This window comes from Shewanella frigidimarina (genome assembly GCF_003797125.1).
GTDB classification, from domain to species: Bacteria; Pseudomonadota; Gammaproteobacteria; order Enterobacterales; family Shewanellaceae; genus Shewanella; species Shewanella frigidimarina.
The window spans coordinates 662,844-675,557 of record NZ_RKKE01000001.1 but is presented as its reverse complement, the minus strand read 5'-3'; the positions used below and the strand labels follow the sequence as shown (position 1 = coordinate 675,557).

At 41.7% G+C, this 12,714-nt stretch carries 13 protein-coding genes; all 13 read left to right on the top strand.

The window, feature by feature from the left end; all coding sequences use genetic code 11:
- The first annotated feature begins 3 nt into the window (after positions 1-3).
- The 13 genes from EGC86_RS02980 (at position 4) to EGC86_RS02920 (ending at position 12,692) form a co-directional block, all read left to right on the top strand.
- Positions 4-1,347 carry an N-acetylmuramoyl-L-alanine amidase gene (locus tag EGC86_RS02980; RefSeq protein WP_123776577.1) on the top strand — a complete coding sequence of 448 codons (1,344 nt, stop codon included), beginning with the start codon at positions 4-6 and terminating at the stop codon, positions 1,345-1,347.
- A 1-nt stretch (position 1,348) separates the two neighbouring features.
- Positions 1,349-3,208 carry a DNA mismatch repair endonuclease MutL gene (mutL, locus tag EGC86_RS02975; protein WP_123776576.1) on the top strand — a complete coding sequence of 620 codons (1,860 nt, stop codon included), beginning with the start codon at positions 1,349-1,351 and terminating at the stop codon, positions 3,206-3,208.
- A 1-nt stretch (position 3,209) separates the two neighbouring features.
- Positions 3,210-4,136: a tRNA (adenosine(37)-N6)-dimethylallyltransferase MiaA gene (miaA, locus tag EGC86_RS02970; protein WP_123776575.1), complete on the top strand. Its 927-nt coding sequence runs from the start codon at positions 3,210-3,212 to the stop codon at positions 4,134-4,136.
- 82 nt (positions 4,137-4,218) lie between these two features.
- Positions 4,219-4,476: an RNA chaperone Hfq gene (gene hfq, locus EGC86_RS02965; RefSeq protein ID WP_011638750.1), complete on the top strand. Its 258-nt coding sequence runs from the start codon at positions 4,219-4,221 to the stop codon at positions 4,474-4,476.
- Positions 4,477-4,496: 20 nt separating this feature from the next.
- Entirely contained in the window at positions 4,497-5,804 is a 1,308-nt protein-coding gene (hflX, locus tag EGC86_RS02960; protein ID WP_011638749.1) for a ribosome rescue GTPase HflX, read from the top strand.
- A 33-nt stretch (positions 5,805-5,837) separates the two neighbouring features.
- Positions 5,838-6,998 carry an FtsH protease activity modulator HflK gene (gene hflK / locus EGC86_RS02955; RefSeq protein WP_011638748.1) on the top strand — a complete coding sequence of 387 codons (1,161 nt, stop codon included), beginning with the start codon at positions 5,838-5,840 and terminating at the stop codon, positions 6,996-6,998.
- A gap of 2 nt (positions 6,999-7,000) precedes the next feature.
- Positions 7,001-7,879 (top strand): protease modulator HflC, encoded by an 879-nt coding sequence (hflC, locus tag EGC86_RS02950; RefSeq protein ID WP_011638747.1) that lies wholly within the window; start codon positions 7,001-7,003, stop codon positions 7,877-7,879.
- Between the two features lie 412 nt (positions 7,880-8,291).
- Positions 8,292-8,882 carry a ubiquinol-cytochrome c reductase iron-sulfur subunit gene (petA, locus tag EGC86_RS02945; protein WP_123776574.1) on the top strand — a complete coding sequence of 197 codons (591 nt, stop codon included), beginning with the start codon at positions 8,292-8,294 and terminating at the stop codon, positions 8,880-8,882.
- Positions 8,882-10,096 carry a cytochrome b gene (locus EGC86_RS02940; protein ID WP_011638745.1) on the top strand — a complete coding sequence of 405 codons (1,215 nt, stop codon included), beginning with the start codon at positions 8,882-8,884 and terminating at the stop codon, positions 10,094-10,096. Before petA ends, EGC86_RS02940 begins: the two co-directional genes overlap by 1 nt.
- Positions 10,096-10,830 carry a cytochrome c1 gene (locus tag EGC86_RS02935; RefSeq protein ID WP_123776573.1) on the top strand — a complete coding sequence of 245 codons (735 nt, stop codon included), beginning with the start codon at positions 10,096-10,098 and terminating at the stop codon, positions 10,828-10,830. The genes EGC86_RS02940 and EGC86_RS02935 overlap by 1 nt, the downstream gene beginning before the upstream one ends.
- A gap of 95 nt (positions 10,831-10,925) precedes the next feature.
- Positions 10,926-11,555 carry a stringent starvation protein SspA gene (gene sspA / locus EGC86_RS02930; RefSeq protein ID WP_011638743.1) on the top strand — a complete coding sequence of 210 codons (630 nt, stop codon included), beginning with the start codon at positions 10,926-10,928 and terminating at the stop codon, positions 11,553-11,555.
- Positions 11,555-12,025, top strand: coding sequence for a ClpXP protease specificity-enhancing factor (locus EGC86_RS02925; protein ID WP_123776572.1), 471 nt, complete (start codon positions 11,555-11,557; stop codon positions 12,023-12,025). The genes sspA and EGC86_RS02925 overlap by 1 nt, the downstream gene beginning before the upstream one ends.
- Positions 12,026-12,122: 97 nt before the next feature.
- The gene (locus EGC86_RS02920) at positions 12,123-12,692 is read left to right on the top strand and encodes an aminodeoxychorismate/anthranilate synthase component II (RefSeq protein WP_123776571.1); all 570 of its coding nucleotides are present in this window, start codon (positions 12,123-12,125) and stop codon (positions 12,690-12,692) included.
- Positions 12,693-12,714: the final 22 nt, after the last annotated feature.

Genomic DNA, 12,714 nt, shown 5'->3' with positions numbered 1-12,714 from the left:
ATAATGACTTTAAAAAATACGTTTTTTACCTCTGTAGTATTCATGCTGTTGTTTTTGCAGTCTAATGTGGTTTGGGCTGCCAACCAACTTGATAGCGTGCGCATTTGGGCTGCCCCAGAATCGACGCGAGTCGTATTTGATTTAACCCAAACCCCTAATTATGACAGTTTTACCTTAACCGGCCCTCATCGTTTAGTGGTCGATATTCAAGATACTGGCGCCAAGATTAATTTAGATAAAATAGCTAACAACAGTAAAATTATCAAAAAGATACGTTTTAGCTCTCCACCTAAAAAAGGTGTATTGCGCCTGGTTATGGATTTAACTAAACCGATAAAATCCAGTCTATTTACTTTGCCTCCTACTGCTCCATATGGAAACCGCCTTGTCGTCGACTTAGAAGATTCTAACGGCGAGTCGCCAACCGTGAATGCGGTTAGTCGCTCTGCTAATCAGTCATCTAGAGACATTGTGGTTGCCATTGATGCTGGGCACGGTGGTGAAGACCCAGGATCAATTGGTCCCTCCGGTACTTACGAAAAGCGTGTGGTGATGGAAATAGCAACTCGTTTAGCCAGTAAAATTAATCAAACTGCAGGAATGCGTGCAGTGATGACACGGCGTGGTGATTATTATATTCATCCCAATAAACGTTCTGAGTTGGCTCGTAATATTAAAGCAGATTTATTGATTTCAATTCATGCAGATGCATTTACTTCTCCTAAGCCTCAGGGCGCTTCGGTTTGGGTATTATCTATGCGCCGTGCAAATACTGAAATTGGTCGTTGGCTTGAGCAAAAAGAGAAGCACTCTGAGCTATTAGGTGGTGCTGGAGAAATTATTCAAAATTCTGATAGCGAGCAATATTTAGCTATGACCCTTTTAGATATGTCGATGAATAGTTCTATGGCGATAAGTAATTCTATTGCTGGCGATGTATTAAAAGATCTCAACGGTGTCACCAAATTACATAAACATAAACCAGAAGCTGCGAGCCTGGCGGTACTTAAATCACCGGACATTCCTTCTATTTTAGTGGAAACCGGTTTTATTTCTAATCCACAAGAAGAGCGTTTACTCAGAAGCCCGGCACATCAAGAAAAAATAGCACGCGCCATCCATTCGGGGGTGCAACGTTATTTTGCTAGTAATGCGCCCAGCGATACATTGATTGCGAAAGCGCGATCTAGTAGCTCGCAAGCACAAAAGCATAAAGTGCAACGCGGTGAGTCACTGTCTGTTATCGCCCAGCGATATCGCGTTTCTATTTCACGTTTAAAGCAGGCCAATAACTTGAAGTCGGACGTGGTACGTGTTGGTCAACATCTTGTGATCCCAAGGGCTTAATATGGCGATTCAGCTGTTACCTCCTCAACTTGCAAACCAAATCGCAGCCGGTGAGGTCGTTGAACGCCCGGCTTCTGTGGTTAAAGAACTGGTTGAAAACAGCCTTGATGCTGGTGCGACTAGAGTTGATATCGATATCGATAAAGGCGGCAGTAAGCTTATACGTATTCGCGATAATGGTGCGGGTATTGCTAAAGATGAGTTGGCATTAGCGTTATCGCGTCACGCAACCTCAAAAGTACATACGCTCGATGACCTAGAAGCTATTTTAAGCTTTGGTTTTCGGGGGGAGGCCTTGGCCAGTATTAGTTCAGTGTCGCGATTAACATTAACTTCGAAAACCGCTGAGCAATCTGAAGCTTGGCAGGCCTATGCTGAAGGCTCGCAAATGGACGTGAAAGTGACTCCTGCTGCGCATCCACAAGGTTCGACTATTGAAGTGGTGGATTTATTTTTTAATACTCCCGCCAGACGCCGTTTTTTAAAAAGTGATAAAACTGAATTTACTCATATTGATGAGTGGTTAAAACGTATAGCCATTGTTCGTAGCGATATTCATTTTACCCTGACACACAACGCTAAGTTAGTGCGTCAGTATCGTCCTGCAAATACTGACATTCAAACCCAACAACGTTTGGCGCAAATTTGCGGTAGAGCGTTTGCAGATCAAGCATTGAGCATTGCCTGTGAGCATGATGATTTCGTATTAACCGGTTATCTGCAGTCGCCACAAGACACTGTTATCACTGACACCAACTTTTTTTATGTCAATGGACGATTAATTAGAGACCGATTGGTTAACCATGCTGTAAAACAAGCTTTTGCTGAATATGGTATTGAGCATCAACCGGGCTATGTGTTGATGTTATCACTTGACCCACATCAAGTTGATGTCAATGTGCATCCTGCCAAGCATGAAGTGCGGTTTCATCAATCTCGTTATGTACACGACTTTATCCTTCAAGCTGTGCGCTCGGCATTAGTAGAAATGCCAGTACTACCTCTGTCTGATGAATTAGAACATCATGATAGTGTTGCCCCAATGCACACAGAATCGAACTTGATGCATGATGTGAAAGTCGTCGATACCGCAGAAGATGAATTCACACTTAATCATGGCTCTAGTAAGGCGATTAACAGCGTTAGCCAATTTGGCTCGATGCATGTCCCTGGAAAGAATAATGGCTTCTCTGGAGGTTATTCAGCTGCAATTAAGCCTAGTTATGATAAAAAGCCTTCTAGTGCATCTTCTGCCCAGACGAAAACGGCCATTGCCAATTATGGGCAATTGTTGCATACCCCGATGAATAGCGCGGTATCCTATGTTCATGAGGCTGCCCCTCAAGTTACTATGCCGCCGTTGTTAGCGGGTGAGCATTGGGTTATCTGTAAAGATGATAAGTTGTCATTACTGCCAATAAAAAGCGTGTTATTGGCAGTAAGAAAGAAAGATGTTGAAATCAAATTAGCTAACGGTTTAGTGTCGCAGCCTTTGTTAATGCCTGTGTCTATAGCAGCAGATTTGGATTGGATAGAAACCTTAGCTGCACGTGATCAATTACTGCGTCAAATGGGTATTGAGCTAACAATTCGCTTCCAACAGTTGATTATTAAAAAAGTGCCCCCATATTTGAGGGAATGCCAACTTGCAATTGTGATTCCAGAGTTACTGCAATGGATACAATTAGAGCAACCTACCCAGAGCGCCATCGTCGGTTGGCTGGCACAACAAAGTTTATCGCAATTTGAGCCAGCTCAAGCTTTATGGCTACAATTTTGTTCACTTGACGATGAAACACAACAAACTTGCTATGACCAAGAACGCATAATACCTTGGAAAAATTGGATGAAAGATAATTAACGTGAATAGTGTCGATAAGCCGAAAGTGATATTTTTAATGGGGCCTACCGCCTCAGGCAAAACGGCATTAGCCATTGATATGGCGACTCAATATAATTGCGAAATTATCTCAGTGGATTCTGCATTGATATACCGTAATATGAATATTGGGTCTGCTAAACCCAGTGCTGAAGAACTGGAAATGGCTCCGCATAAATTAATTGATATTCTTGACCCTGGCGAAAGTTATTCAGCGGCAGATTTTCGCCGTGATGCATTATTGGCTATAGAAGACATCATTAGCCGTGGTAAGACCCCTTTACTCGTGGGTGGTACCATGATGTACTTTAAGGCATTGTTAGAAGGCTTATCACCATTACCTAGTGCTGATGAAGCCATTAGGCAACAAATATTAGCGCAAGCGCAAACCGAGGGTTGGGAAGCGCTGCATCAAGAATTATGTAACATAGACCCTGTTGCTGGAGAAAGAATTCATCCAAACGATCCACAACGGTTGTCCAGAGCATTAGAGGTTTATCGGATCAGTGGCAAAACAATGACTGAATTGACACAAACTAAGTCAGCCGCTTTGCCGTATGATGTAGTGCAATTTGCTATTGCACCAAACGATCGAAAAGTTTTACATGAGTTAATCGCTAAGCGTTTTAATATCATGTTAGAGCAAGGTTTTATCGAAGAAGTTGCGCGTTTGAAAGCGCGTGATGATTTGCATTTAGAGCTACCATCAATGCGTTGTGTTGGTTACAGACAGTGCTGGCAGTACTTAGATAATGAATTTGATCATGCGACAATGGTCGAAAAAGCTACCGCAGCTACTAGGCAATTGGCTAAACGTCAATTAACATGGTTGAGGAGCTGGCCAGATTTACAGTGGCTTGAAAGTGGTGTAGAAGGGAATTTAGTTACGCTTATGCGACAAAGCCGCTAGCTTATTAGCTGTTGCTGTATAATACTAAAACTAAACAATAAAACTTAATTCAACATATTTTAAAATAAAAAAGGAAATTGAAATGGCTAAGGGGCAATCTTTACAAGACCCATTTTTGAACGCATTGCGTCGAGAGCGTGTACCAGTCTCTATCTATTTAGTGAATGGTATTAAATTACAAGGCCAAGTTGAGTCATTTGATCAATTTGTTATCTTGTTGAAAAATACTGTAAGCCAAATGGTTTACAAACACGCTATTTCAACAGTTGTACCAGCACGCCCATTTAATGTTTCTGCTCACCAGGGTACTGCCCATGGTGAAGAAAGCGATGCTGAATAATTTGAAAAGGAATATAATTTTTGTTTGATCGTTATGAAGCGGGTGAAACAGCTGTATTGGTTCATATAGACTTTTCAGACGAAGAGCGTCGTGAAGATCTAATTGAATTACAGTTGTTAGTTGAATCTGCTGGTGCTCGCTCTGTTGGAGTGATTACTGGCAGCAGACGCTCGCCGGACCGAAAGTTTTTTATTGGTTCCGGCAAAGCAGAAGAACTTGCTGCTATGGTCGCTGCTACTGAAGCCAATGTAGTGATTTTTAATCATGCATTAAGTCCTGCTCAAGAACGTAATCTTGAAGTGGTGTGTCAGTGCCGAGTCTTAGATCGAACTACGTTGATTCTTGATATTTTTGCTCAACGAGCGAGAACTCATGAAGGCAAGATGCAAGTGGAGCTAGCGCAATTGCGCCACATGTCGACACGCCTAATTCGTGGTTGGACTCATTTAGAGCGACAAAAAGGTGGTATCGGGATGCGAGGGCCGGGTGAGACCCAGCTTGAAACAGACCGACGTTTATTACGAGGCCGGATCAAGAATATCAATCGTCGCCTCGACAAAGTAGATAAACAACGCGAGCAAAGCCGACGAGCTCGTAAGCGCAGTGATTTAGCGACTGTGTCTTTAGTAGGTTATACAAATGCGGGTAAATCGACATTATTTAATGCACTAACGTCATCGGATGTTTATGCTGCTGATCAGTTATTTGCAACATTAGATCCGACACTGCGTAAATTATCGTTACCTGATGGTGCGGTCATTTTAGCGGATACAGTTGGGTTTATTCGTCATTTACCTCATGATCTCGTCGCAGCATTTAAAGCCACATTACAAGAAACTCGACAAGCTGAAATTCTTTTGCATGTCGTTGATTGTGCTGATGACAATATGACTGAAAATTTTGACCAAGTACAAAAAGTATTGGAAGAAATTGATGCAGATGAAATCACTCAATTGATTGTATGCAATAAGATAGATTTACTTGAAGATTTCGCGCCTCGTATCGATTACGATGAAGACGGTAAACCTGAGAGGGTTTGGGTCTCTGCGCAAAAACGCATTGGATTTGATTTGCTGCTGAAAGCGATAACCGAATTAATCGGTGAAGTGATTTGCGAGCTTACATTGAAAATACCTGCATCAGCAGGACATTATCTTGGCCAGTTTTATCGACTGGATGCAATACAGCAGAAAGAGTATGACGATCTGGGGAACTGTATTTTATCTGTTCGTTTATCGGACGCCAATTGGCGCCGGTTAGCTAAACAGAGTCAGGGGGAATTAGAGGCATTTATTTTTGAACCTTCAGAAGTAGACGTCACTTGTTAATCTCATTTATTTCATCCAATTATGGAGTGCTAAATGGCTTGGAATGAGCCCGGTAACAAGGGAAACAAAGACCCTTGGGGAAATAAAGGTGGTAACGATAAAGGGCCACCAGATCTTGACGAAGTATTTCGTAACCTATCAAAACGCTTTGGTGGCAAGGGGGGCGGTAGCGCCACTGGTCAGCCATTTAATTCATCTTTACTGATTGTAATTGCCTTGATTGCCTTAGTTATTTGGGCATTGTCTGGCTTATATACGGTCAAAGAAGCTGAGCGTGGAGTGTTACTCCGTTTTGGTCAACACATCGGTGAAGTGAGTTCCGGTTTACATTGGAAAGCCACTTTTATTGACGAAGTGACAATGGTTGATGTGGAAACGTTCCGTTCGATTCCTGCGTCTGGCAGAATGCTGACATCTGATGAAAACATCGTGAATGTTGAACTTGTGGTTCAATACAGCGTATCAGATGCTTATTCATATCTGTACAGTGCTGTTGATGCCAATTCGAGTTTACGTGAAGCGACTGATAGTGCGTTGCGTTATGTCATTGGTCATAATCGTATGGATGACATTTTAACCACTGGTCGAGATGCAATTCGTCGTGACACTTGGACTGAGTTAGAGCGTATTATTGAACCGTATAAACTAGGCTTACAAATTCGTGACGTTAACTTTTTACCAGCTCGTCCTCCTGAAGAAGTCAAAGATGCATTTGATGATGCAATCTCTGCTCAGGAAGATGAACAGCGTTTTATTCGCGAAGCTGAAGCTTATGCTCGTGAAATCGAACCTAAAGCGCGTGGTACTGTCGAACGTATGGCACAACAAGCTAGTGCTTACAAAGAGCGTGAAGTTCTTGAAGCTAGAGGTAAGGTCGCTCGATTTGAGAAGTTATTACCTGAGTATAAAGCTGCTCCAGGTGTAACCCGAAATCGTTTATACATTGATGCGATGCAATCTGTGTTGGCTGATACTAATAAAGTACTTATCGACACTAAGAATAGCGGCAATCTGATGTATTTACCTTTGGATAAGTTGATGGATTCTTCTAAGAGTCTGCGCAATCAAGTAGAACCTGAGGTTGAACGTCACATCAATTCTGTTTCTAGTAGTGGTGTTGATACGCCGATTACTAGCATGCCGACTGATGGTCGTCTCAGCCGCGAAGATCGTATTCGCCAAGGGAGGAACTAACAATGGGTAGATTAGCTCTGATCATTCTCGTGATCATTTTAGGGGTGAGCTTTTCCTCTTTGATGGTGGTAAGCGAAGGTGAACGCGCGATTGTTGCACGTTTCGGTAAAGTGCTTAAAGAAGATGGCGCAACAACTGTTTTTGCACCAGGCCTTCACTTTAAATTGCCTTTGGTAGATAAAGTTCGATATTTGGATTCTCGCATCCAGACATTGGACGGTGCTGCGGATCGTTTTGTGACTTCTGAAAAGAAAGACTTAATGGTCGACTCTTATGTTAAGTGGCGTATTCGTGATTTTGAAAAGTACTATCTTTCTACTAATGGCGGTATTAAAGCCAATGCAGAAAGCTTATTACAAGCCAAGATTAGCAACGATTTACGTACTGAATTTGGTCGTCGCACAATCAAAGAAATTGTTTCAGGTAAGCGTGATGAATTGCAAACCGATGCATTAGAAAATGCTTCTGAAAGCGCTGAGAATCTAGGTATTGAAGTGGTTGATGTGCGTGTAAAGCAAATTAACTTACCTGCTAATGTCAGTACTAGTATTTACCAACGTATGCGTGCTGAACGTCAAGCTGTGGCGAAAGAGCACCGTGCGCAAGGTAAAGAGCAAGCTGAAATTATCCGTGCGACTATTGATGCCAATGTGACAGTAAAGATTGCTGAAGCTGAACGTAAAGCCCTTACCATTCGTGGTGAAGGTGATGCATTAGCGGCAAAGATTTATGCTGATACCTACAGTAAAGATGCTGAGTTTTATAGTTTTTTACGTAGCTTAGAAGCGTACAAAGACAGTTTTGCCGGTAAAAATGACATTATGGTGTTAGAGCCAGAAGGTGATTTCTTCAAGTACATGAAATCATCAAACGGTAAATAATACCCGCGTATGTTTTTGCATTAAAAAGCTCGGTTTTTACCGAGCTTTTTTGTGCCTGTAATATAATGTTTTTAGTATGAATTCTGTTTTCCCAAAAGTCGTCGCAAATCACATTAATGCATCTTTCCGATGTCTTTTATTATTTATGATTAATAATTTATTGTTTTAAATGTATTTATAAGACTTTTTACAGCTAATTAAGCTGCTGCTAATTGTTTAAGATGACTGATTTGTAAGCGTTTTTGAAAAAAATGTTAATATCCTCATCTTAGATGTGTGTTTTCACTATGATCTGGTTCTAATTTTTCGCTATAATGAGCACCGCCTCAAACTATGATTTTAGCGTTTCACCATTTATGGTCGCTAAAGTATTGAAATATAAAAATTCCAACACCCTCTGGGAGATAAGTGGATGAGCAATGCGCCAGTCGATACCGGACGTCGCAGATTCCTGACAGCCGCAACCGCCGTAGTAGGTGGTGCTGGTGCCGTCGCTGTAGCGGTTCCTTTCATCAAGTCATGGAATCCGAGCGCCAAGGCGAAAGCTGCAGGTGCGCCGGTCGAAGTAAATATTAGTAAAGTAGAACCAGGTCAGTTAATTCGTGTCGAATGGCGCGGAAAACCGGTTTGGGTCGTTCGTCGTACAGAAGCTGTGCTAAATAATCTTAAAACATTAGACAGCAAATTACGCGATCCTGCTTCAGAAGAAATGCAGCAACCAGAATATGCAACTAACCCTGCGCGTTCTATTAAGCCTGAATTTTTTATTGCAGTCGGTATCTGTACTCACTTAGGTTGTTCACCAACTTATCTGCCTGATTCATTCGGTGAGCAGGTTGAAGGTGTAGCTTCTGGTTTCTTCTGTCCTTGTCATGGTTCTAAATTTGACATGGCTGGTCGTGTATTCCAGGGTGTTCCAGCACCACTAAACTTAGTGATCCCACCGCACAAATATGTCGATGATGCCAACGTTATCATCGGTGTAGATACAGGAGCGGCGTAATGGTTAAGAATATTATTGATTGGATTGATGCTCGCATCCCAATGACGGCTACATACAACCGTCATGTTGGACAGTATGCGACACCAAAGAATTTTAACTTTTGGTATTTCTTTGGTTCATTAGCGCTATTAGTTTTAGTTAACCAATTACTAACTGGTATTTGGTTAACCATGAATTACGTACCAACAGCAGAAGGCGCGTTCGCTTCTGTTGAGTACATCATGCGTGATGTTGATTACGGTTGGTTGCTACGTTACATGCACTCTACAGGTGCATCGGCATTTTTCTTTGTCATCTATATGCACATGTTCCGTGGGTTAATTTACGGTTCTTATCAAAAACCAAGAGAGCTATTATGGCTGTTTGGTATGTTGATATTCCTTGTGCTGATGGCTGAAGCATTTATGGGTTACTTACTACCTTGGGGACAAATGTCTTACTGGGGTGCGCAGGTGATTATCTCTTTGTTTGGTGCCATTCCTGTTATTGGTGATGACCTAACATTGTGGATCCGTGGTGATTACGTTATTTCAGGTGCAACACTAAACCGTTTCTTCGCATTGCACGTTATTGCGCTACCACTTGTATTGGTTGTATTGGTGTTCTTACACCTAATCGCCTTGCATGAAGTGGGCTCGAATAACCCTGATGGTGTTGAAATTAAAAAGAACAAAGATGAGAACGGATGGCCTATTGATGGTATTCCATTCCACCCTTACTACACTGTAAAAGATATTATGGGTGTCGCTGGGTTCTTAATCGTGTTCTGTTATGTGTTGTTCTTCATGCCTGAAGGCGGTGGATATTTCCTTGAAAAGCCAAACTTTGAAGCGGCTAATCCAATGAAAACACCTGAACACATTGCGCCAGTTTGGTACTTCACACCTTTTTATGCCATTTTACGTGCTATCCCTGATAAATTAGTGGGCGTTATTGGTATGGGTCTGTCAATTGCAGTGTTATTCCTACTGCCTTGGCTTGATCGTTGTAAAGTGAAGTCTATTCGCTATCGCAGCATGATCCACAAGATCAACATTGCACAATTTACTGTGTCGTTCATTATTTTAGGATATTTAGGTGTAGTTCCTGCAACACCTGAGCTAACTATTGCGGCACGTGTATTCACTTTCACTTACTTTGCTTTCTTCGTAGCCTTATGGGTTTACAGTAAGAATGAGAAAACAAAAGAAGTCCCAACGAGGGTGACACACTAATGAAAAAGTTATTAATTGCATTAGTTACATTGCTGCCATCTCTCGCAATGGCAGCAAGTGGACATAGTGTTCACTTAGAAAGTGCTAACGTTGATTTGCATGATAAAGCGTCATTAGAGCGTGGTTTGGATTCATTCCAACACTATTGCTCTGGTTGTCACAGCACTCAATACCAACGCTACGAGCGTGTTGCAACTGATTTAGGCATCTCTAACGATGATATGCGTAACAAGTACATGTTCACCGGTGCAAAAATCGGTGATTTAATGGAAAACGCTATTCCTACTCCAGATGCCGCTAAATGGTTTGGTGCTGCGCCTCCTGATTTAACGTTGGTTGCTCGTGTTCGTGGTGCTGATTGGGTATTTTCATACCTAAAAGGTTTCTACTTAGATGAGACTCGTCCATTTGGTGTGAACAACACAGTGTTCCCATCAGTGGGTATGCCACATGTTTTACAAGACTTACAAGGTCTTGCTACTGTTACGAAAGATGAAGCTGGTAATGCATCTCTTGTAAAAGATAAAGATGGTAATCTTGTTACCACAGGTGGCAAATTGACGGCAGAAGAATACGACCAAGTCGTTCGTGATATCACGGGTTTCTTAGTTTATTCAGCTGAACCAGTTCAGTTAGAGCGTGAAGCTTTAGGTTGGTGGGTACTTGGATTCTTGTTTATTTTCTTCATCATTGCTTATTTGTTGAAGAAAGAATACTGGAAAGATGTGCACTAGCCATCAATAACGGTTAATATACATTATCCGCATTTTGTAAACGGGGGGCTTAGCCCCTCGTTTGTTTTGTTTTTTCTAGATTCTGGAGGGTATCAATGGCTGTTGCTGCCAACAAGCGCTCTATCATGACACTTTTTTCTGGTGCCGATGATTTATATAGTCACCAAGTACGTATCGTATTGGCTGAAAAAGGGGTTACCGTTGATGTTTTACAGGTAGACCCAAGTGAAATGCCTGAAGATTTACTTGAAGTAAATCCATACAACTCTGTACCGACTTTAGTTGATCGTGAACTAGTGTTGTACGAATCACGCATTATTATGGAATATTTGGATGAGCGTTTTCCACATCCTCCATTAATGCCTGTATATCCGGTATCTCGCGGCCAAAGCCGTTTAATGATGCATAGAATCGACACCGATTGGTATGCGCTTGTAGAGCGTATCCGTAAAGGTGAAAAGGCTGATGCAGCGCGTAAAGAGTTAATGGAAAGCTTAATTGCTTTAGCGCCAGTATTTGCTGAAATGCCATACTTCATGAGCGAAGAGTTTGGTTTATCTGATTGCTACTTAGGCCCATTATTGTGGCGTCTACCAGTATTAGGCATTCACTTAGACCCACGTACATCGAAAGATATCAGTGCTTACATGACACGTATTTTTGAACGTGAATCATTTAAGGCATCGTTAACTGAGGCTGAGCGCGAAATGCGCATGGGCATGTAATGAAACCAATAACAGCTAATCGTCCATATTTGTTGCGTGCTTACTATGAGTGGTTGATGGATAACCATTTGACGCCACACGTAGTCGTGGATGCATTTGTTAACGGTACGCAGGTTCCGCAGCAATTTGTCAAAGACGGTCAAATCGTCTTGAATATTGCAACCGGAGCGGTGGCTAATCTTCACATGTCTAATGATGCAGTAGAGTTTAATGCACGTTTTGGTGGTGTACCACAGAATGTGTTTTTGCCTATGGCATCGATCGTGGCCATTTACGCTCGTGAAAACGGTGCTGGCACGGTGTTTGATATGGAAGATGCATATATGATCGAAGGTGAACATGATGAGTTATCATCTGTACCGCCATCAATGAAATCTGTTGATGACACTTCGACATTGGCACCATCGTCTAAATCGACAAAGCCTGATGATAAAACTAAGCGTAAAAACCATTTAACTGTGGTGAAGTAGCGGTTAGTTAACATTACATAAAACCAGTCGCAAGGCTGGTTTTTTTTAAGCTAAAATTGATGTGCTACAAACATTTATAGCGCAACTGGAACCCATAATGTTGTTGATGATTGATAATTATGATTCTTTTACGTTTAACTTAGTTCAGTACTTCCAAGCTCTGGGGCAAGAGATACTGGTTAAACGTAATGATGAAATCAGCATTGAACAAATTGAAGCTTTAGCACCTACACATTTGATTATTTCTCCTGGTCCATGCACTCCTAATGAAGCGGGTATTTCACTTGCAGCTATTAAACATTTTGCCGGTAAAATTCCTATTCTTGGTGTGTGTTTAGGACATCAAGCTATCGCACAAGTGTTTGGTGTTGATGTTGTGCGTGCAAAACGTGTTATGCACGGTAAAATCAGCTTGATTGAACATAATCAACAGGGATTATTCCGTCAATTAGCATTACCTCTGCAGGTTACTCGTTATCATTCATTGTTGATTAACCATGTACCTCATGGCTTTAGTCTGGATGCGTGGTTTGATGACCCAATTTATGGCCGTGAAATTATGGCGATGAGCCATGACGCGTTACGTATTTACAGCGTCCAGTTTCATCCTGAATCTATTTTGACTCAGCAAGGCCATGAACTTTTGGATAACTTTTTGTATTTATAAAGCGTTTTCGAATTTATATCTT